General features: G+C 68.4%; 17 protein-coding genes and 1 tRNA gene. 11 read left to right on the top strand and 7 right to left on the bottom strand.

Going from position 1 to position 20,069, the window contains the following annotated elements:
• Window positions 1-63: 63 nt before the first annotated feature.
• A complete protein-coding gene (locus tag A5680_RS00480) occupies window positions 64-2,655 on the top strand; it encodes an FHA domain-containing protein (protein ID WP_197499704.1) in 2,592 nt (863 codons plus the stop codon).
• Window positions 2,656-2,667: 12 nt separating this feature from the next.
• Here the strand turns inward: A5680_RS00480 and A5680_RS00475 are convergent, their stop codons facing one another.
• On the bottom strand, window positions 2,668-3,414 hold the full coding sequence (locus A5680_RS00475; protein ID WP_156349687.1) for an SDR family oxidoreductase: 747 nt from the start codon (window positions 3,412-3,414) through the stop codon (window positions 2,668-2,670).
• A gap of 84 nt (window positions 3,415-3,498) precedes the next feature.
• On the opposite strand from A5680_RS00475, the gene A5680_RS00470 reads away from it, so the two are divergent.
• The 3 genes from A5680_RS00470 to A5680_RS00460 are packed head-to-tail and all read left to right on the top strand — an operon-like array spanning window position 3,499 to window position 5,350.
• Window positions 3,499-3,939, top strand: a complete 441-nt coding sequence (locus A5680_RS00470) for a DUF402 domain-containing protein (protein ID WP_055404957.1) — start codon at window positions 3,499-3,501, stop codon at window positions 3,937-3,939.
• Window positions 3,924-4,928, top strand: a complete 1,005-nt coding sequence (gene ligD / locus A5680_RS00465) for a non-homologous end-joining DNA ligase (protein ID WP_082970224.1) — start codon at window positions 3,924-3,926, stop codon at window positions 4,926-4,928. Before A5680_RS00470 ends, ligD begins: the two co-directional genes overlap by 16 nt.
• A gap of 11 nt (window positions 4,929-4,939) precedes the next feature.
• On the top strand, window positions 4,940-5,350 hold the full coding sequence (locus A5680_RS00460; protein ID WP_067815008.1) for a hypothetical protein: 411 nt from the start codon (window positions 4,940-4,942) through the stop codon (window positions 5,348-5,350).
• Window positions 5,351-5,378: 28 nt separating this feature from the next.
• Here the strand turns inward: A5680_RS00460 and A5680_RS00455 are convergent, their stop codons facing one another.
• The 4 genes from A5680_RS00455 to polA form a co-directional block, all read right to left on the bottom strand.
• Window positions 5,379-6,344 (bottom strand): DUF2889 domain-containing protein, encoded by a 966-nt coding sequence (locus A5680_RS00455; protein ID WP_067815006.1) that lies wholly within the window; start codon window positions 6,342-6,344, stop codon window positions 5,379-5,381.
• 6 nt (window positions 6,345-6,350) lie between these two features.
• Window positions 6,351-7,565 carry a dephospho-CoA kinase gene (coaE, locus tag A5680_RS00450; protein ID WP_067815004.1) on the bottom strand — a complete coding sequence of 405 codons (1,215 nt, stop codon included), beginning with the start codon at window positions 7,563-7,565 and terminating at the stop codon, window positions 6,351-6,353.
• A 12-nt stretch (window positions 7,566-7,577) separates the two neighbouring features.
• The gene (rpsA, locus tag A5680_RS00445; RefSeq protein ID WP_067815002.1) at window positions 7,578-9,023 is read right to left on the bottom strand and encodes a 30S ribosomal protein S1; all 1,446 of its coding nucleotides are present in this window, start codon (window positions 9,021-9,023) and stop codon (window positions 7,578-7,580) included.
• Between the two features lie 202 nt (window positions 9,024-9,225).
• Window positions 9,226-11,886 carry a DNA polymerase I gene (polA, locus tag A5680_RS00440; protein ID WP_197281346.1) on the bottom strand — a complete coding sequence of 887 codons (2,661 nt, stop codon included), beginning with the start codon at window positions 11,884-11,886 and terminating at the stop codon, window positions 9,226-9,228.
• A 146-nt stretch (window positions 11,887-12,032) separates the two neighbouring features.
• Between polA and A5680_RS00435 the strand changes: the two genes are divergently transcribed.
• Together A5680_RS00435 and A5680_RS00430 are read left to right on the top strand one after the other, a co-directional pair.
• Window positions 12,033-12,488 carry a Zn-ribbon domain-containing OB-fold protein gene (locus tag A5680_RS00435; RefSeq protein ID WP_055405545.1) on the top strand — a complete coding sequence of 152 codons (456 nt, stop codon included), beginning with the start codon at window positions 12,033-12,035 and terminating at the stop codon, window positions 12,486-12,488.
• Window positions 12,485-13,684: a lipid-transfer protein gene (locus tag A5680_RS00430; RefSeq protein ID WP_055405544.1), complete on the top strand. Its 1,200-nt coding sequence runs from the start codon at window positions 12,485-12,487 to the stop codon at window positions 13,682-13,684. Before A5680_RS00435 ends, A5680_RS00430 begins: the two co-directional genes overlap by 4 nt.
• 168 nt (window positions 13,685-13,852) lie before the next feature.
• Here A5680_RS00430 and A5680_RS00425 read toward each other — a convergent pair whose 3' ends face one another.
• Window positions 13,853-14,467: an ANTAR domain-containing response regulator gene (locus A5680_RS00425; protein ID WP_156669602.1), complete on the bottom strand. Its 615-nt coding sequence runs from the start codon at window positions 14,465-14,467 to the stop codon at window positions 13,853-13,855.
• Window positions 14,468-14,580: 113 nt separating this feature from the next.
• Here A5680_RS00425 and A5680_RS00420 point away from each other — a divergent pair.
• Window positions 14,581-14,657: transfer RNA gene (locus A5680_RS00420), tRNA-Leu, on the top strand.
• 359 nt (window positions 14,658-15,016) lie between these two features.
• Here A5680_RS00420 and A5680_RS00415 read toward each other — a convergent pair.
• Window positions 15,017-15,205 carry a hypothetical protein gene (locus A5680_RS00415; RefSeq protein ID WP_055404139.1) on the bottom strand — a complete coding sequence of 63 codons (189 nt, stop codon included), beginning with the start codon at window positions 15,203-15,205 and terminating at the stop codon, window positions 15,017-15,019.
• A 224-nt stretch (window positions 15,206-15,429) separates the two neighbouring features.
• Here A5680_RS00415 and A5680_RS00410 point away from each other — a divergent pair, with 224 nt between their 5' ends.
• The 4 genes from A5680_RS00410 to cydB all read left to right on the top strand — a co-directional run bounded on the left by A5680_RS00410 (window position 15,430) and on the right by cydB (window position 20,021).
• On the top strand, window positions 15,430-16,770 hold the full coding sequence (locus tag A5680_RS00410; protein ID WP_055404138.1) for an adenylate/guanylate cyclase domain-containing protein: 1,341 nt from the start codon (window positions 15,430-15,432) through the stop codon (window positions 16,768-16,770).
• Window positions 16,771-16,798: 28 nt separating this feature from the next.
• Window positions 16,799-17,395, top strand: a complete 597-nt coding sequence (locus tag A5680_RS00405) for an HdeD family acid-resistance protein (protein WP_156669603.1) — start codon at window positions 16,799-16,801, stop codon at window positions 17,393-17,395.
• Window positions 17,396-17,481: 86 nt separating this feature from the next.
• Complete coding sequence (locus A5680_RS00400) at window positions 17,482-18,954, top strand: cytochrome ubiquinol oxidase subunit I (RefSeq protein ID WP_067814993.1); 1,473 nt, start codon at window positions 17,482-17,484, stop codon at window positions 18,952-18,954.
• 26 nt (window positions 18,955-18,980) lie between these two features.
• Window positions 18,981-20,021, top strand: coding sequence for a cytochrome d ubiquinol oxidase subunit II (gene cydB / locus A5680_RS00395; protein WP_067814990.1), 1,041 nt, complete (start codon window positions 18,981-18,983; stop codon window positions 20,019-20,021).
• Window positions 20,022-20,069 lie beyond the last annotated feature (48 nt).

The raw sequence follows: 20,069 nt of genomic DNA, 5'->3' as shown, positions 1-20,069 counted from the left end.
CCGACACATAGCGAAATCACAGCCGCTCCCAATAGAACCCCCCGGCGGCGCACAGATACTTGAGTGGTGACCCGCCCCGCCCCGCCCGTCCTGACGATTCGGCACGACGGGTCCCTACGATCCTTCGCGGCCGGCCACGAGGTGGTCGTCGGCCGCGACACCGAAGCCGACGTGCGCATCGCCGATCCCCGGATTTCGCGCGCCCACCTGATCCTGCGGTTCGACCAAGGCCGGTGGCTGGCAATCGACAACGGCTCGCTGAACGGGACCTACCTCAACGGCTACCGGATGCCGGTCATCGACATCCACGACGGCCAGAGCATCCACGTCGGCAATCCGCGCGGACCGCTGCTGACCTTCGCGATCGGACCGCGCCAGGGCTACGCCGACCGGCCGGGCCGGGCCCTGCCGAATCCGGCGGCCGGGCCGCCGACGCTGGCCTGGTCCGCGCTTCCCGAGCAAACCAATCCCACCCGGGCGCCCCGGCCGCCCGGAGCTCCGCGGAATCCACTGTCCCGGCAACCGATTTCGCGGCCCCGTCGGGCACCGGCCCCCGCCGTCCCGCTGCGCGGTGTCGCGCCCGCCGAGCGGACCGTCGTCCACGCGCCGACGCCGCCCGCCGAACTCACCGTGGTCGACGCCAAGACGGCCGACGTGTCGAACCTCGCCACGCGCTTTGTGAAGTTGCTCTCACCGCGCTCGTCGGCGGCCGCGGGCAGCCCGGGCGCCCTGACGATCGGTCGCGCCGCGGAGAACGACATCGTCGTTTCCGACGTGCTGGCGTCGCGCCGGCACGCGACGCTGGTGCAGACGCCGCTGGGCACCGAGATCCGGGACAACAGCATCAACGGGACCTTCGTCAACGGCACCCGGGTCGGCTCCGCGATCCTGTCCGACGACGACGTCGTCACCATCGGCAACGTCGACCTGGTCTGCCGCGAAGGCACCCTGACCCCTCGCAGCGAAACCGCAACCCGCACCGGCGGTCTCGAGGTGCGCAACGTCGAATACGTCGTCGACAACGGCAAACAACTGCTGGACGACATCTCGCTGATCGCGAGGCCCGGAACCCTGACCGCGGTCATCGGGGGGTCGGGCGCCGGCAAGAGCACCCTGGCGCGGCTCATCGCCGGCTACACCACGCCCAGCTCGGGCTCGGTCACCTTCGAGGGCCACGACATTCACGCCGAATACGCGTCGTTGCGCAGCCGCATCGGCATGGTCCCGCAGGACGACGTGGTGCACCGGCAGCTGACCATCAACCAGGCGCTCGGCTACGCAGCCGAGCTTCGCCTGCCGCCCGACACCAGCAAAGCCGACCGGGCCAAGGTCGTTGCACAGGTCCTCGACGAGCTCGACCTGACCAAACACGCCGACACCCGGGTGGACAAGCTGTCCGGCGGTCAGCGCAAGCGGGCCTCGGTGGCGCTCGAGCTGCTCACCGGGCCGTCGCTGTTGATCCTCGACGAGCCGACCTCCGGCCTCGACCCGGCGCTCGACCACCAGGTGATGATGATGCTGCGGCAGCTGGCCGACGCCGGCCGGGTGGTGATCGTGGTGACGCACATGCTGTCCTACCTCGACACCTGCGACCAGTTGCTGTTGGTGGCCCCGGGCGGCAAGACCGCCTATTGCGGCCCGCCCGATCGGATCGGCGCGGCGATGGGCACCACCAACTGGGCGAAGATCTTCACCCAGGTGGGTGCGGACCCCGAGGAGGCCAACCGGCGGTTCGTGGAGCAGCGTGACGCCGCGAAGCGGCCGCCGAAGCTGTTGCCGGACAAGGCCGACGAGCCGGGCGCGCTGGGCGAACCGGTGCATACCAGTGTGCGGCGCCAGATCTCGACGGTTGCCCGGCGGCAGATCCGCCTGGTGGTCGCCGACCGCGCCTACTTCGTCTTCCTGGCGCTGTTGCCGTTCATCCTGGGTTCGCTCTCGCTGACGGTGCCGGGCGCCAACGGGTTCCATCCGCCGGGCGCGAATGCGGGGACGCCCGACGAGGCGGCGCAAATTCTGGCCCTGCTGATGCCCGCCGCCGCGTTCATGGGCACCGCGCTGACCATCCGCGACCTGGTCGGCGAGCGGGCCATCTTCCAGCGCGAACAGGCGGTGGGGCTGTCCACCACGGCCTACCTGCTCGCCAAAACCGCGGTGTTCTGCGGGTTCGCCGTTCTGCAATCGGCGATCATCACCGCGATCGTGGTGATCGGCAAGAGCGCGCCGACGCGGGGCGCCGTCCTGCTCGGCCAGTCGACCGCCGGGGCGACGGTCGAATTGTTCGCGACCGTCGCGGCCACCTGTGTGGCGTCGGCCATTCTGGGCCTGGCGATTTCGTCGCTGGTCCGCTCCAGCGAGCAGATCATGCCCCTGTTCGTGGTGACGGTGATGGCGCAGCTGGTGCTCTGCGGTGGCATGGTCCCGGTGACCGGACGGCTCGGGCTGGACCAGCTGTCGTTCGCGATGCCCGCGCGTTGGGGCTACGCCGCGGCCGCGTCGACGGTCGACCTGCGGCACCTGGTGCCGGATTCGCTGCTGTCCCAGGACCGGTTCTGGCGGCACACGCCGAAGGTGTGGCTGCTGGACATGGGCATGCTGGCCGCGTTGTCGGTGTTCTACGCCGGTTTCGTGCGGTGGCGGATCCGCCTGCGCCGATAGTCCGGGGCACCCCTAGATTTGCTCGGCACCACCGTCGACGAAGACCTCGCTGCCGGTCATGAAGCTGCTGTCGTCCGACGCCAGGAACAGCACCGCCGCGGCGACCTCCTCGGGCCGGCCCAGGCGGCCCATCGGGACCTTGGCCGCCTCGCCCTCGCGTATCTCGTGCTCGCGCCCGGCCGGCGCCAGCCCCAGCAGCCCCGGCGTCTCGACCGGTCCGGGGACGATCGTGTTGACCCGAATGCCCCGGTCCACGAGTTCGGCGGCCCAGGTGCGGCCGAACGAGCGGATCGCCGCCTTGGTCGCCGCGTAGACGCTGAACGCCGGGGTGCCGTTGTAGGCGGCGGTCGAGCCGGTCAACACGATCGACGCCCCGCGGTTGAGCAGCGGCAGCACGGTTTGCACGGTGAACAGCGTGCCGCCCACGTTGGTCATGAACGTGGTGGTGAAGTGTTCGACCGAAATCTCGCCCAGCGCCGCGAATTCCCCGCCGCCCGCGTTGGCGAAGAGCACATCGAGGCCCGCTCCGCGGGCTGCGATCACGCCGGCGACCGCCGCCAGGTCGTCGGGGTCGGCCACGTCGGCGCGGATGCCCGTCGCGCGTTCGCCGATCGAGGCCACCGCGGCGTCGATGGTGTCCTGGTTGCGACCGGTCAGGATGACGTAGGCACCCGCGTCGGCCAGCCGCCGCGCCGCCGCCAACCCGATGCCCGAATTCCCGCCGGTGACAAGGGCCGTCTTTCCGCTGAGGTCGCTCACCATGACTAGAGTAGGGGCATCCATCCGCCGAAGCACGAGACGTTCGACCTGATCGCCCGCACCAACACCGATCCCAAGGGCATCGTGCGGGAAGTGGACGACTACGCGGTCCACCCGTGGGGCCTTTACGTGGCCCGGCCCACCCCCGGCCGCGCCCAGTTTCATTACCTCGAGTCGTGGCTGCTGCCGTCACTCGGCTTGCGCGCCACGGTCTTTCACTTCAACCCCGGCCATGAGCGCGATCAGGACTACTACCTCGACGTCGGCGAGTACACGCCCGGACCCGAGGTATGGCGCTCGGAGGATCACTACCTCGACATCGTCGTGCGCACCGGCGACCGCGCGGAGCTGGCCGACGTCGACGAGTTGCTGGACGCCGTCCGGCACGGCCTGTTGACCCCGGAGGCCGCGGAGCGGGCGGTGCGGCGCGCCGTGGAGGCCGTAGCGGGGTTGGCCCGCAACGGCTATGACCTCTCCCGCTGGCTGGCCGGCCACGGGATGGAGCTGACGTGGCGCCAGGCGTAGCGGCGGGCCTGCCCGAAGCGGTGCGCGCGGCGCTGCGCGACGAGCCGGTGCCCGACTGGCGGTCCCCGACGCTGGCGACCCTGACCGACAAGCGGTTCTCCGACCCGCGATGGATCTTCGAGCGCAAGTTCGACGGCATGCGGTGCCTGGCGTTTCGGGACGGCGACCGGGTGCGGCTGTTGTCCCGAAACCGCCAGCCGCTCAACGGGACCTATCCGGAACTGGTCGACGCGCTGGCCGCCCAGCCCGCCACCCGCTTCGTGCTGGACGGCGAGGTGGTGGCGTTCCAGGGCCGCCGCACCAGCTTCGCCCGGCTGCAGGGCCGCCTGGGCATCACCGACCCCGACGTGGCCCGCGCCTCGCCGATCCGCGTCTCCTATTACGTCTTCGACCTGCTGCACCTGGACGGCAAGTCGACGCTCGACGCACCGCTGGTGTGGCGTAAACGGTTGCTGCGCAACGCGATTCAATTCGGCGGACCGCTGCGCTACACCCCGCACCGCATCGAGGACGGCCTCGCCGCCTACCGCGCGGCCTGCGAGCGCGGCGACGAGGGCGTGATCGCGAAGCTGGCCGAGTCGACGTATGAAGGCGGCCGCTCGAAGAATTGGCTGAAGTTCAAGTGCGTGCGCGACCAGGAATTCGTGGTCGGCGGCTACACCAGCCCCAGGGGCAGCCGGGTCGAGCTGGGCGCGTTGCTGCTGGGCTACTACGACGGCCGCGACCTGGTGTACGCCGGCAAGGTGGGCACCGGCTTCGACGAGCCCACGCTGCGCCGCCTGCACCGGCGGCTGTCGGCCCTCGCGCGGGACACGCCGCCCTTCACCCGCGGCCTGGTGCGCGAGGCCGGCGCCCGGTGGGCCCGCCCCGAATTGGTGGTCCAGATCGGCTTCACCGAGTGGACCCGCGACGGGAAGCTGCGCCACCCGCGCTACCTCGGCATCCGCACCGACAAGGACGCCGGCGACGTGGTGCGGGAGAGCGGGTAATGTCAGCAGCTATGACTTGCACCGGCCGCAGGTTGCTGCCGATCATCGCGATCATTGCCGTTGGCGCCCAGCTGAGTCCGGCGATCGCGCGGGCGGACCTGCACAACATCACCTACCGCGCCCGGATCGACGCGCTGACCACCGGCAGCCAGGCCACCTTTATCATCAACGGCGGCCAGACGAACACCACCAACCTTCCGTCCATGCCCGGCAACGCATTCGAGGCCAACACGGTGTTGCCCGACCCGGCGCAGGCCGGCATGCGGATAGTGCTGCATTTCCCGTACTCGGCGAACGTGCACTGCGAGATCGACGTCGACGACAACGTTTTCACCCAGGCCGACCAACTGGTCAAGCCCGCACCCGGCAACGCCGACCCGAACAACGGCGCGCTGGCCTGCGGCGCACCGCTACCCGGCTGAGGTCGATTGCCCGACTCCTCACCTCTGCTCACCGGCTATCTATCAGGGCGTCCAGATCGGCGATCGTGCGCAACGTGTCGTTGAGGTGGGTGCAGGTGCTGGTGCCAACGAATTCGCCGCGGACGCGGTCGCGCAACTCGGTGAGGGACATGCCGCGGATGCGGGACGCACTACCGATCGCCCCGGGGCATTCCTGCCACGGCAACACCCGCACCTCGGCGCTCACCTCGGTGATGACCCGCGCCGAGGTGTCGACCGTGCCGGCGACGGTGTACTCATGCACAATCGTCTCCATCAAGTCGTCATCCACGTGAGAGTCGCGGAAGTGGGCCTGGAACCGCGCCGACGCGGAGTCGGCGTCCGCCAGATCCAGCCGCCGGTACCTGCGCATCCCACGCGCTCGCAGCGGCTCCACCTCGTGTAGTCCGCTCAGCGGCGGCGCCACCGGGCCGCGGCCCGTCGGGATGACATCGTGCCGCCGGGTGTATGCGATCAGCGACGCGTCCGGTGCGAAACCGGCGCAGATCCCAGCCATCCGGTCGGCGATGCCCGGCGGCATCTTCTCTTCGATGCCCTCGATGATCGCCACGTATTGGGTGGCGTATCCGGACACCAGGGTCGCACCGACCCAGTCGTCGAGCAGCAGGTGCAGCAGGGTGGCCTGCTCTGCCTGCTGCGGGAACAGCCGGCCAACCGTCGCCCGGAATCCGGCGCCGACCCGACAGCCCAGCAGCGCGTCCAGACAAGCGGTCGACGCGATGTCGTCGACGACCTGATCGGTGAGGTGTGCCCGCACTCGGACCTGGCCGAGTACCTCGACACGTCCGTCCTCGGCGCCCACCACGTCGCGCGCCCGCAGGTCCGCCATTGAGCCGCGCGCCCCATCCGGATGGGTGTCGATGGTGCTGGTGCGCCGCCGCCGGCCAGCCACCAGCCGCGGCGCCTCGTCGCCGTAGGGCCGTCGCGGGCCCAGGATGTGCTCGACGAATGGCATGGCGGCTCAGGGCTTCCAGCCAGTGGTGTCGGCCCATTCCCAGGCTTGCCGGTAGGCGTCACGAAACCACGGTTCTTTGGCGGTGATATAGCGCATGATGTCGCCGCCGGCGGCTGCGTCGGCTTCCCGTTTCATCCGCGAATACTGCTCGCGCACGTCGGCATTCGCATTGAGCCAGTCGACGAAGAGCAGAGCGAACTGCTGATTGGGCCAGCCCGCGACCCGGATGTGTACGTTGGTCGGCCTTCCAGGATCGGCCGAGGCGTGAATTCGCTTGTGCCACAACGCGGTATCGTCACTGTGGTCGAAATCCTGCACGGTGCTGCGGGCGTCGGGCTTGGCGGCGTCGGCTGTGATGTGTTCCAGGCGCGGATAACCCACCGACAACAACGACTCGGCGACTTCGTCCGCCACGGCCAAGGATTCGACGGTGACCTGCACGTCGATGACGTCCTTGGCGGGCAGGTCCGCCACGGCGGTCGAACCGATGTGGTCCACCCGGATGGCCCGGTGTCCGCAGGCTGTCTTCAGCCGGTTGACGATGCGCTGCGCCTCGTCGCGCCAGCTCGGATCGGGCGGCACCACCCGCACCGGCGCCCGGGCGACCTGGCGTCGGCTCAGGTTGTGCGCGAAGGGCAGTATGCGGTTGTCCCACACGTCGTGGGCGCGTTGCACCAGGTCGTCCGGGCTGCCGGAGTTGTCCACCCAGATGTCGGCGACGGCACGGCGCTGCTCGTCGCTGGCCTGCGCGGCGATCCGGGCGCGGGCGTCGGATTCGGGCATGCCGCGCTGCTCGATGAGCCGCCGCAGCCGCACCTCGACGTCGGCGTACACGATGACCACGAGCGGGAACAGCGGCGCCATCCCGGATTCCACCAGCAGCGGAATGTCCTCGACGACAACCGAATCCTCTGGCACCGAGGCGATGATCTCGGCGCGGCGCTTGCCGACCAGCGGGTGCACGATGCCGTTCAGCCGCTGCCGCGCCTCGTCGTCGGCAAAGGCCTTGGCCGCCAAGGCGGGACGGTCCAGTGACCCGTCGGGCAGCAGGATGTCGTCGCCGAACGCCGCCACGAGCGCCTTCAGGCCCTCGGTGCCCGGCTGGACCACCTCGCGCGAGATCACGTCGCCGTCGACGATGACGGCCCCGCATTTGGCGAAGGTGGCCGACAGGGCCGACTTGCCGGCGCCGATGCCGCCGGTCAACCCGATACGCAGCATGCCTGAACGCTATTACGCGTTGCCGGCGAGCTTCTCCCGCAGAGCGGCCAACTGGGCGTCGCTGGCCAGCGACCCGCCGGCCGCCTTCTCCTCGCGCGCACCGCCGTTGGCCGACGACTGCTCGGCGCCGTGCCCGGCCGCCTCGGCCGCGGCGAACTTCTCCATCTGCGCGGTGTGCATCTTGTGCCGGCGCTCGGCCTCGGCGTACCGGGCCTCCCACTCGGCGCGCTGGGCGTCGAAACCTTCGAGCCATTCGTTGGTCTCGGCGTCGAAGCCCTCGGGGAAGATGTAGTTGCCCTGCTCGTCGTAGCTGTCGGCCATGCCGTACTTCGCCGGGTCGAACTCCTCGGTGTAGTCCTCGTTGGCCTGCTTGAGCGACAACGAGATCCGGCGGCGCTCCAGGTCGATGTCGATGACCTTGACCATGGCGTCGTCGCCGACGGCGACCACCTGGTCGGGCACCTCGACGTGGCGCTCGGCGAGCTCGGAGATGTGCACCAGGCCCTCGATGCCCTCCTCGACGCGGACGAACGCGCCGAACGGCACCAGCTTGGTGACCTTGCCGGGCACGATCTGGCCGATGGCGTGCGTGCGGGCGAAGTGCCGCCACGGGTCTTCCTGAGTCGCCTTGAGCGACAACGACACCCGCTCGCGGTCCATGTCGACGTCGAGCACCTCGACGGTGACCTCGTCGCCGACCTGAACGACCTCCGACGGGTGGTCGATGTGCTTCCAAGACAGCTCGGAGACGTGCACCAGACCGTCAACGCCGCCAAGGTCGACGAACGCGCCGAAGTTGACGATCGAGGACACCACACCCTTGCGGATGGCGCCCTTCTGCAGCTGGTTGAGGAACTCGCTGCGCACCTCGGACTGGGTCTGCTCGAGCCACGCGCGCCGCGACAGCACCACGTTGTTGCGGTTCTTGTCCAGCTCGATGATCTTGGCCTCGATCTCCTTGCCGATGTACGGCTGCAGATCGCGGACGCGCCGCATCTCCACGAGCGACGCGGGCAGGAAGCCACGCAGGCCGATGTCGAGGATCAGGCCACCCTTGACCACCTCGATGACGGTGCCCTTGACGGCCTCGTCCTTCTCCTTGAGCGCCTCGATGGTGCCCCAGGCGCGCTCGTACTGCGCGCGCTTCTTGGACAGGATCAGCCGGCCCTCTTTGTCCTCCTTGGTGAGAACCAGGGCCTCGACCTCATCGCCGACGGAAACGACCTCGCTGGGGTCGACATCGTGCTTGATGGAGAGCTCGCGGGCGGGGATGACCCCTTCGGTCTTGTAGCCGATGTCGAGGAGCACCTCGTCCCGGTCCACTTTGACGATCGTCCCCTCCACGATGTCGCCATCGTTGAAGTACTTGATCGTTTTGTCTATTGCGGCAAGAAAGTCCTCGCTGGAACCGATGTCGTTGACGGCTACTTGGGGCGAGGTGACGGTGGGACTCGGCATGTGGTGGGTTGCTCCGGACAGGTTGGGTCGTAGGGACAAAATTGGGATTTACCTATTGAGGCTACTCGACTGCGTACACGCTGGCCAAACTCGGCCGCCACCTGCTGACGCGAAAGTAACGCCAGGGCGAATTTCGGGCCGATTTTCCGCCCCCAACGCTACCCCGCGGGCCGTGGGGCGCGGCACCGTCCGGGTCGCCGCGCTAGTGCGCCGCGGAGTCCCAGGAGCGGCCGTAACCGACGGAGACCTCGAGTGGCACGTCGAGCGGGTAGGCGCCGCCCATCTTCTCCCGCGCCAGCGCCTCGAGCTGGTCCCGCTCGCCGGGCGCGATTTCGAACAGGAGTTCGTCGTGCACCTGCAGCAGCATGCGGGATTTCAGCCCCGCCTCGGCGATCGCCTTGTCGACCTCGATCATCGCGACCTTGATGATGTCGGCGGCGCTGCCCTGGATGGGGGCGTTGAGCGCCGCCCGCTCGGCGGCCTCGCGCACCTGGCGGTTGCTGCTGTCCAGCTCGGGCAGGTAGCGGCGGCGGCCCAGCACCGTGGAGGTGTAGCCGTCCTTGCGGGCCTGCTCGACGATGTTCATCAGGTAGTCGCGCACCCCGCCGAACCGGGCGAAGTACGCATCCATCTGCTCCTTGGCCTCCTCGGTGGAGATCTTGAGCTGCTGCGAGAGCCCATAGGCGCTCAACCCGTAGGCCAGGCCGTACGACATCGCCTTGACGCGGCGGCGCAGCTCGGCGGTGACCTCCTCGATCGGCACGCCGAACGCCCGCGAGGCGACGAACGAATGCAGGTCCTCCCCCGTGTTGAAGGCCTCGATCAGGCCCTCGTCGCGGGACAGGTGGGCCATGATCCGCATCTCGATCTGGCTGTAGTCGGCGGTCATCAGCTCGGCATAGCCGTCGCCGACCACGAAGGCATCCCGGATCCGCCGGCCCGCCTCGGTGCGGATCGGGATGTTCTGCAGGTTCGGCTCCGTTGACGACAGCCGGCCGGTGGCCGCGATGGTCTGGTTGAACGTGGTGTGGATGCGCCCGTCGGAGGCCACCGAGTTCAGCAGCCCGTCGACGGTCACCTTGAGCCGGGTGACGTCGCGGTGGGCGAGCAGGTGTTGCAGGAACGGGTGGCCGGTCTTGTCGTACAGCGACTGCAAGGCGTCGGCGTCGGTGGTGTAGCCGGTCTTGGTGCGCTTGGTCTTCGGCATCTCCAGCTCGTCGAAGAGCACCGTCTGCAACTGCTTGGGCGAGCCCAGGTTGATCTGCTTGCCGATCACCGCGTAGGCCGCCTCGGCCGCGTCCCGGATCTGGTGGGCGAAATCGCTTTGCAGCTCGCCGAGCAGATCCAAATCGACTGCGATGCCGGTGTGTTCCATACCGGCGAGCACCCGCTGCACGGGCAGCTCCATGCCGCCCAACAGCGACGTGGAGTTGATGCGGGCCAGCTCCTCGTCGAGCGCGTCGGCCAGGTCCAGCACCGCCACGGCCCGCAGGATCAGGGTCTGCACCGCCTGGTCGTCGGTGCCCTCCGTGTCGTCGAGCAGCGAAAGTTGTTGCTGCTCAGCAGTTTCCGCGCGCAGTTCGCGGCGCAGGTAGCGCAGCGAAAGGTCCTCGAGCGAGAAGCTGCGCTGCCCGGGCCGCACCAGGTAGGCGGCCAGCGCGGTGTCGGAGCTGACGCCGGCCAGGGTCCAGCCGCGGCCGGCCAGGTCGTGCATCGCCAGCTTGGCCTCGTGCAGCGCCTTGGGCGGGCCCGGGTCGGCCAGCCAGGACGCCAGCGCGGCCTCGTCGTCGGGATCCAGCGCGGAGGTGTCGATGTAGCGGCCCTCACCGTCGGCCGAGACGATGGCCAGTGCGGTGGCGTCGGCGTCGTACGCCAGGTGGGTGCCGACGACGGCCAGGCCGAAGCGCTTGCCCGAGCTGTGCTCGGCCAACCACACGGCCAGCTCGCCCGGCTGCAGCGCGCTGCCGCGCACGTCGAAGCCCGCGTCGACCTCGGGCTCGACCGCGGCCAGCGTGTCGAACAGCCGGTCGCGCAGCACCCGGAATTCCAGGTCGTCGAACAGCCGGTGGATGTGGTCGCGATCCCACGGCAGCATGCGCAGCGTGTCCGGGGTCTGCGCCAGCGGCACGTCCTTGACGAGGTCGGTGAGCTCGCGGTTGCGGATCACGCCGGCCAGGTTGGCCCGCAGCGCGTCGCCGACCTTGCCGCGCACCGACTCGACGTTGTCCACCAGCCCCTGCAGCGAGCCGTATTCGGCGATCCACTTGGACGCGGTCTTCTCCCCCACGCCCGGGATGCCGGGCAGGTTGTCGCTGGGATCGCCACGCAGGGCGGCGAAGTCGGGGTACTGCGTGGGGGTCAGCCCGTACTTCTCGACGACGGCCTCGGGCGTGAACCGGGTGAGTTCGCTGACGCCCTTGCGGGGGTAGAGCACCGTCACGTCGTCGCTGACCAACTGCAGCGAGTCCCGGTCCCCGGTGACCACCAGCACGCGGTAGCCCTCGTTCTCGGCCTGGGTGGCCAGCGTCGCGATGAGGTCGTCGGCCTCGAAGCCGGGCTCGGCCAGCACCGTGATGCCCAGCGCGTTCAGCACTTCCTTGGTGATGTCGATCTGGCCGTGAAACTCGTCGGGCGTCGACGAGCGGTTCGCCTTGTACTCCGGGTACCGCTCGGAGCGAAAGGTCTGCCGGGACACGTCGAACGCCGCGGCGACGTGCGTCGGGGCCTCGTCGCGCAACAGGTTGATCAGCATCGCGGTGAAGCCGTACACCGCGTTGGTGGTCAGGCCGCCGCGGGTCTTGAAGTTCTCTGCGGGCAGCGCGTAGAACGCCCGAAACGCCAGCGAATTGCCGTCGAGCAACATCAGTGTCGGCTTGGTGTTTTCGTCGGTCTGCTGAGCGGGCGGAGCGGGCACGGCTATCACTCTAGGCACCCCGACCGACGAGCCCGAGGCTGCCGCAGAACTGCAACACGTTTCAGTTTTGGATTGGCGCTGGGTAGTCTGGCCGAGTGCCAGAGGTCACCAGCCAACAACCCGCGATCGACGGATGGTTCGCCACCGACTCGACTACTGAGGGCGCCGGTCGCCCCCACCTGATCGGCGGGAAGTGCCCCGAGTGCGGCACCTACGTGTTCCCGCCGCGGGAGAACAACTGCCCCAACCCGGGCTGCGCCAGCGACACACTGGAGGCCGTCGCGTTGTCGACCCGCGGGACGCTGTGGAGCTACACCGAAAACCGGTACCCGCCGCCGGCGCCCTATCCCGCCCCGGATCCGTTCGAGCCGTTCGCGATTGCCGCCGTCGAGCTCGCCGACGAGGGACTCATCGTGCTGGGCAAGGTGGTTGAGGGCACCCTGGCCGCCGACCTGAAGGTCGGCATGGAGATGGAGCTGACCACGATGCCGCTGTTCGTTGACGACGACGGCGTGGAGCGGATCGTGCACGCTTGGAAGGTTGCGCCATGACTCCCGAACCGCTCTACATCCTGGGCGCCGGCATGCACCCATGGGGCAAGTGGGGCCGCGACTTCACCGAGTACGGCGTAGTGGCCGCCCGTGCCGCCCTGGCCGAGGCCGGCCTGGACTGGCGGCAGATCCAGCTGGTCGCCGGGGCCGACACCATCCGCAACGGCTACCCGGGCTTCATCGCCGGGTCGACGTTCGCCCAGAAGCTGGGCTGGAACGGCGTGCCGGTCAGCTCGAGCTACGCGGCGTGCGCCAGCGGGTCGCAGGCGCTGCAGAGCGCACGCGCCCAGATCCTGGCCGGGTTCTGCGACGTCGCGCTGGTGATCGGCGCCGACACCACGCCCAAGGGCGCGTTCGCCCCCGTCGGCGGGGAACGCAAGAACGACCCCGACTGGCAGCGGTTCCACCTGATCGGCGCGATGAACCCGGTGTACTTCGCGCTGCTGGCGCGCCGCCGGATGGACCTCTACGGCGCGACGCCCGACGATTTCGCCCAGGTGAAGGTGAAGAACTCCCGGCACGGGCTGCAGAACCCGAATGCCCGCTACCGCAAGGAGGCCTCGGCCGACGACGTGTTCGCCAGCCCGGTGGTGGCCGACCCGCTGCGCCAGCTCGACATCTGCGCCACCTCCGACGGCGCGGCGGCCCTGATCGTGGCCAGCGCCGAGTTCGCCCGCAAGCACCTCGGCTCGCTCGACGGCGTCCCGTCGGTGCGCGCGGTCAGCACGGTCACCCCCCGCTACCCCCAGCACCTACCCGAATTGCCCGACATCGCAACGGATTCCACCGCCGCGGTGCCCGCACCCGACCGGGTGTTCAAGGATCAGATCCTCGACGCGGCCTACGCCGAGGCGGGCATCGGGCCCGAGGACGTCAGCCTGGCCGAGGTGTACGACCTGTCCACCGCGCTGGAGCTCGACTGGTACGAGCACCTTGGGCTGTGCCCCAAGGGTGAGGCCGAGGCGCTGCTGCGCAGCGGGGCGACCACCATCGGCGGCAAGGTCCCGGTCAACCCCTCGGGCGGGCTGGCGTGCTTCGGGGAGGCCATTCCCGCGCAGGCCATCGCGCAGGTCTGCGAGCTCACCTGGCAGCTGCGCGGGCAGGCCACCGGCCGGCAGGTGGAGAACGCCACGGTCGGCGTCACCGCCAATCAGGGCCTGTTCGGTCACGGCTCGTCGGTGATCGTGGCGCGCTAGCTGTAAGCGGCCGCCGGGTCGACGGTCAGCGCGGCACGTCGCAACGCGGTTTACGAAATCCAGTGTGCGATGGCGGCTTTGCGCGTGCGCTCAGGGCGCGAATCCTGCGCTTCTGGCGCCCTGGACGCACGCTCGAGGCCCTGAGCGCACACTCGGCGGGTCGAAAAGCTACTCGTCCTCGGAGCCGAGGGTTTCCAGCACGACCTCGGCGACCCGCTTCATCGTGGTCCGCCGGTCCATCGCGGCGCGCTGAATCCACTTGAACGCCTCGGGTTCGGTCATGCCCTGCTTGGTCTGCAGCAGGCCCTTGGCGCGCTCGACGAGCTTGCGGGTCTCCAGCCGGTCGGACAGCGTGGCCACTTCGCGTTCCAGCTCGGTGATCTCGCTGAACCGGCTGACCGCCAACTCGATAGCCGGAATCAGGTCGCTGATCGTGAACGGCTTCACCAGGTAGGCCATCGCCCCGGCGTCGCGGGCGCGCTCGACCAAGTCGCGCTGGCTGAACGCGGTCAACACGACGATCGGCGCGATGCGCTTGCTGGCGATCTCCGATGCCGCGTCGATCCCGTCGCGCCGCGGCATCTTCACGTCCATGATCACCAGGTCGGGTTGATGCTGCTCGGCCAGCTCGACGGCTTCCTGCCCGTCGCCGGCCTCCCCGACGATCTCGTAACCCTCCTCTCGCAGCATCTCGGCGAGGTCCATTCGGATGAGCGCTTCGTCTTCCGCGATCAGGACCCGGCGCGGCACGGCGGCGTCGGTGTCGGTCGTGGGGCCTGTCATGACGGACATTGTGTCGTGAACGCCTCGAACCAGCGACCTCGGGGGCGGTCAGGCGGCCGCCCGCGCCCGATCCTCTATGGTGGGAGGCTGCCTCTAAGGTAGGAGGCCGGCCAGCCCTCGTATCCCAACTGGCAGAGGAAACGGATTCAAAACCCGTCCAGTGTGAGTTCGAATCTCACCGAGGGCACCACCACGGCACTCGCCGCTCGTTCGCAATCGGCGCCTCCCCGCCCCCGCACCCGGCAAACCGGCTCGTGGCTAGCCGGCCGCTTTCCGGTACTCAAGTCCCGGCTCTCCAGCCACGCCAAAGCGTGGATGCGGTAAATACCGCCAAATGCGTGCCAAAGGTATGGACTTCCGCGAATTTGAATACTCCGCGCATTTACCACTAGGCGCGAAATTCGGCGCGCGCTATGAATTCAATTTATTTCGCGACGGCGGCACGCACGGGCCGAATTTATTGGCGACCGACCCCACCCCGCGGGCAAAAGATCCGGGACTCGACCGTCGCCGCGGGCCCTTTCCCAGGGGCCCAGGCGAGCCGCCTCGTCAGCGGCTGATGCACACCTGTTCTTCGGAGTGCACCACGTTGACCTGCATCGGATCACTCTGCATGGAGTCGGTTGCCACTCGCAACAACGAGGCCGCGCCGCCACATCCCACCCCGCACGCGGGGGTCGCCATCGCAATTCCCGCCAGGACCAGCACGAGCCCGATCTTCCTGCTGAGAATCCCCATGATGCGCCCCTTTGGTTAGAGGAACACGTGACCCACTTCACAGCCCGACATATGTTTAATAACACTTCGGACAAATTTTGAAACCCCCCAAACGCAAATTTTTTTTGGGAATTTTTTTGCACCCGATACGGCCGGGCGCCAAAGCGGCCTCCGCCCCGGCGCCGCGGCCGCGTTTCCTCGGTCCAGGGGCCGACAAACACCGAGGTCAGCGTTACGCTGTCAGCGTGGCGGCTAAGAAGTGCGGCGCCCCACCGGTGGCAGATGGCTCAACGAGCCGCCCCGACTGCGTGGCAGCGGTGCGGGCGCAGACGCGCGACCGCAATCAGCACTACGCGGCCAGCGCCGCCCGCCGGGCCCGGATCCTGACCATCACCGCGTGGCTCGCCGTCATGGTGAGCGTGAGCTTCGTGCTGGTGCAGATCCTCAGCGGCACGTGGCTGTGGCAGGTCAGTTCGATCAACGTCCTCGGCGCCATGGTCTTCGCGATGGTCCCGTGGCTGCAGCGGTTCGGCGAACTGGTTGCGCCGCTTACCTTCCTGGGCGCGGCCTACGTGTCGGTGTTTGCCAGCTGTGTCGACGTCGGCACCGGTTCGGGGGCCGAGTTCTTCTTCCTGGTGGGCGCGTGCATCGTCGTGCTGCTGCTGGGAATCGAACACATCGTGTTGGCGTCCGCGCTCGCCGCGGTCGCCGCCGGCCTGATCATCGCCGTCGAGTTCCTGATCCCCCGCGACACCGGGCTGCAGCCGGCCTGGGTCCAGGCGGCCGGGTTCGTCGTCACGACGGTGTCCAGCGTGGTGATGGTCGTCGTCACCGTGTGGTTCGCCCTGCGCGACACCGCGCGCGCCGAGGCCGTGATGGAGGCGCAGTACGAGCGCTCGGAGGCGCTGCTGGCCAACATGTTGCCGGCCAGCATCGCCGAGCGGCTCAAGGAGCCCGGCCGCGGCATCATCGCCGACAAGTACGACGAAGCCTCCGTGTTGTTCGCCGACATCGTCGGCTTCACCGAGCGGGCCAGCGGCACGGCACCGGCGGAGCTGGTGCGCTTCCTCGACCACCTCTACAGCGCCTTCGACGCGCTCGTCGACAAGCACGGGCTCGAGAAGATCAAAGTCAGCGGCGATTCCTACATGGTGGTCAGCGGCGTTCCCCGCCCCCGGCCCGACCATGCCCAGGCGCTCGCGGACTTCGCGCTCGACATGGCCAATGTTGTGGCCGGACTTCAGGATCCGCACGGCAACCCGGTTCCGCTGCGGGTGGGGATGGCGTGCGGGCCGGTGGTCGCCGGTGTCGTGGGGTCCCGCCGCTTCTTCTATGACGTGTGGGGCGACGCGGTCAACGTCGCGTCCCGGATGGAATCCACCGACTCGGCGGGCCGAATTCAGGTGCCCGAGGCCATGTACGAGCGCCTGCGGGACGAGTTCGTGCTGCAGGAGCGCGGCCACATCGACGTCAAAGGCAAAGGCCTGATGCGCACCTGGTACCTGATCGGGCGCAAGGCGCCCAGCGAAACCACCGACGTGACCACCGATCTGCTGGCCGCGGATTCGCGCACCGCCAACGTATAACCCAAGTGCCCTATACCGGGGGCGGCGTTTGTGTCACACTGCGGCCATGCAAACCACACCTGGACCTCCCCCCGCTCCAAGTCTGTTGCCGCACCTGTGGAAATCGGCCCTGTTGTCGGGAATTCTGTCGCTGGCCCTCGGCGTCCTGGTGCTGGCGTGGCCCGGAATATCCATCGTCGTGGCCGCGACCGCCTTCGGCGTCTACCTGCTGATCACCGGCGCCGCACAGGTGTTCTTCGCCTTCAGCCTGCATGTCTCGGCGGGCAGCCGGATCCTGTTGTTCATCAGCGGTGCCGCCTCACTCATCCTGGCGCTGTTGGCGTTTCGCCATTTCGGTCAGGGCTACGCAATCCTGTTGCTGGCCATCTGGATTGGCATCGGGTTCATCTTCCGCGGCGTCGGCACGACGATCTCGGCCATCCAGGACCCGCTCCTACCCGGCCGGGGCTGGACGATTTTCATCGGCGTGATCAGTCTGCTCGCCGGCATCGTGGTCCTCGCTTCGCCTCTGGAATCGATTGTGACGCTGGCGCTCGTGGTCGGCGTGTGGTTCGTGGTGATCGGCATTTTCGAGATCATCTCCTCCTTCGGCATCCGCAAGGCTTCGCAGACGCTGACCGGTTGAGGGGCGACCGGTAGCGCCGGCCCCGGCACTTCTACTACACTTCGTAGTAGCCGTGCGTACGGCTACGCAGTTTCGGGAGATGGCAGATGAATGTCGTCGATATTTCGCGGTGGCAGTTCGGTATCACTACCGTCTACCACTTCATCTTCGTGCCGCTCACCATCGGTTTGGCGCCGCTGCTGGCCGTCATGCAGACGGTGTGGGTGGCCACCGGCAACACCGCGTGGTACCGCCTCACGAAGTTCTTCGGCAAGGTGTTCCTGATCAACTTCGCCATCGGCGTGGCGACGGGGATCGTCCAGGAATTCCAGTTCGGGATGAACTGGAGCGAGTATTCGCGGTTCGTCGGCGACATCTTCGGCGCGCCGCTGGCGATGGAAGGCCTGTTCGCCTTCTTCTTCGAGTCGACGTTCATCGGGTTGTGGATCTTCGGGTGGGGCCGGCTGCCGAAGCTGATCCACCTCGCCTGCATCTGGATCGTCGCGATCGGTGTGAACGTGTCCGCCTTCTTCATCATCGTGGCGAACTCGTTCATGCAGCACCCGGTCGGCGCGCACTACAACCCGGCGACGCATCGCGCCGAGCTGGACAGCATCACCGCGCTGCTTGGCAATAACACTGCGCGGTGGGCGTTTACGCACACCGTCACCGGCGCGCTGCTGACCGCCGGGACGTTCGTCGCGGCGGTCAGCGCGTGGTTCCTGGTCCGGTCACGGCGCCCGGCGACGGCGACCCCTGCCGGTGAATCGGATGCGCGGACCATGTTCCGCCCGGCGGCGATCCTCGGCTGCTGGGTGGTGCTGCTCGCCGCGGCCGGCCTGTTCTTCACCGGCGACCGCCAGGGCAAGCTGATGTTCGTGCAGCAACCGATGAAGATGGCGTCGGCGGAGTCGTTGTGCAGCACCGCAACCGATCCGGACTTCTCCATCCTCACCGTCGGCACGCACAACAACTGCGACAGCATCACCCGCGTGATCGAGGTGCCCTACGTGTTGCCGTTCCTCGCCGAGGGCCGGACCAGCGACGTGACGCTGCAGGGCGTCCGGAACATCCAGCAGGACTTCGAGGGTCGGTTCGGCCCAAATGACTACCGGCCCAACCTGTTCGTCACCTACTGGTCGTTCCGCGCGATGATCGGGTTCCTCGCCGTCCCGGTGTTGTTCGCGCTGGCGGCGCTGTGGCTCACCCGCGGCGGCCGGGTGCCCAACCAGCGATGGCTGTCGTGGCTGGCGCTGGTGACCATTCCCACGCCGTTCCTGGCGAACATCTCCGGGTGGGTGTTCACCGAGATGGGCAGGCAGCCATGGATCGTCGCGCCGAATCCGACCGGGGACCAACAGGTTCGGTTCACCGTCCGGGAGGCCGTCTCACACCTGGCTCCCGGCATGGTCATCACCTCGCTGGTCACCTTCACCCTCGTCTACGCGGTGCTCGCGGTCCTGTGGTTCTGGTTGCTCAAGCGGTACATCACCGAGGGCCCGCGGGAACACGACGCCGAACCGGCCCCCGCGCCGGCACCCGGCGACGACGAGGTGGCGCCGCTTTCGTTCGCCTACTAGGCCCGAGCACGGAAAGGAGCTGACCGATGGGACTGCAGCAGTTGTGGTTCGGCATCATCGGGTTGCTGTTCCTCGGTTTCTTCGTCCTGGAGGGCTTCGACTTCGGCGTGGGCATGCTGATGGAACCGCTCGCCCGGGTCGGCGTCGGCGAGGCCGAACCCATCCGGCGCACGGCGCTCAACACGATCGGTCCGGTGTGGGACGGCAACGAGGTGTGGCTGATCGTCGGCGGCGCAGCGATGTTCGCCGCGTTCCCCGGCTGGTACGCCACGGTGTTCTCCACGCTGTATCTTCCGCTGCTGGCCATCCTGTTCGGCATGATCTTGCGCGCGGTGGCGATCGAGTGGCGCGGCAAGGTCGACGACACGAAGTGGCGGGGCTGGGCCGATTTCGGCATCGCCGCCGGTTCCTGGCTGCCCGCTATCCTGTGGGGCGTGGCGTTCGCCATCCTGGTCCGCGGCCTCCCCGTGGACGCGACCGGCCACGTCCACCTGTCGGTCACCGACGTGCTCAACGCCTACACCCTGTTGGGCGGCTTGGCGACGGCCGGGCTGTTTCTGTTCTACGGCGCGGTGTTCATCTCGCTGAAGACCTCCGGCTCCATCCGCGACGACGCCCACCGGCTGGCGGTGTGGCTGTCGGTCCCGGCGACCGCACTGGTGGCGGGATTCGGGATCTGGACGCAGCTGGCCTACGGCAAGCAGTGGACCTGGCTGGTGCTGGCGGTCGCGGTGGTGGCGCAGCTGACCGCCGTGCTGGTGGTGTGGCGGCGCGCCTCCGACGGCTGGGCGTTTGCGAGCACCGCGATGGTCGTTGTGGCGGTGGTGATCCTGTTGTTCGGCGCGCTCTACCCCAACCTGGTGCCCTCCACGCTGAACAAGCAATGGAGCCTGACGATCTACAACGCCTCGTCGACGCCGTACACCCTCAAGGTGATGACGTGGGTGACCGCGTTCATGGCCCCGCTGACGGTGGTCTACCAGGCATGGTCGTATTGGGTGTTCCGGCAACGGATTTCCGCGGATCGGATACCGCCGTCCATCGGGCTGGCGAGGCGCCCGTCCTGAGCGCACCCGGCTCGCGAGCGCGGGGCCCCGTGGACCCGCGGCTCTGGC

It is taken from the genome of Mycobacterium sp. E2989 (assembly GCF_001667595.1).
In the GTDB taxonomy this organism is placed as follows: Bacteria; Actinomycetota; Actinomycetes; order Mycobacteriales; family Mycobacteriaceae; genus Mycobacterium.
This window is presented reverse-complemented; position numbering and strand designations above follow the sequence as displayed.

What these genes read in the sequence shown, in the direction of transcription:
- A5680_RS00460 (WP_067815008.1), top strand. Translation starts at nt 4,940, where the DNA reads ATGACTTGCACCGGCCGCAGGTTGCTGCCGATCATCGCGATCATTGCC.
- A5680_RS00455 (WP_067815006.1), bottom strand. Translation starts at nt 6,344, where the DNA reads ATGCCATTCGTCGAGCACATCCTGGGCCCGCGACGGCCCTACGGCGAC.
- coaE (WP_067815004.1), bottom strand. Translation starts at nt 7,565, where the DNA reads ATGCTGCGTATCGGGTTGACCGGCGGCATCGGCGCCGGCAAGTCGGCC.
- rpsA (WP_067815002.1), bottom strand. Translation starts at nt 9,023, where the DNA reads ATGCCGAGTCCCACCGTCACCTCGCCCCAAGTAGCCGTCAACGACATC.
- polA (WP_197281346.1), bottom strand. Translation starts at nt 11,886, where the DNA reads ATGTTGCTCGACGGCAATTCGCTGGCGTTTCGGGCGTTCTACGCGCTG.
- A5680_RS00430 (WP_055405544.1), top strand. Translation starts at nt 12,485, where the DNA reads ATGACTCCCGAACCGCTCTACATCCTGGGCGCCGGCATGCACCCATGG.
- A5680_RS00425 (WP_156669602.1), bottom strand. Translation starts at nt 14,467, where the DNA reads ATGACAGGCCCCACGACCGACACCGACGCCGCCGTGCCGCGCCGGGTC.
- A5680_RS00415 (WP_055404139.1), bottom strand. Translation starts at nt 15,205, where the DNA reads ATGGGGATTCTCAGCAGGAAGATCGGGCTCGTGCTGGTCCTGGCGGGA.
- A5680_RS00400 (WP_067814993.1), top strand. Translation starts at nt 17,482, where the DNA reads ATGAATGTCGTCGATATTTCGCGGTGGCAGTTCGGTATCACTACCGTC.
- cydB (WP_067814990.1), top strand. Translation starts at nt 18,981, where the DNA reads ATGGGACTGCAGCAGTTGTGGTTCGGCATCATCGGGTTGCTGTTCCTC.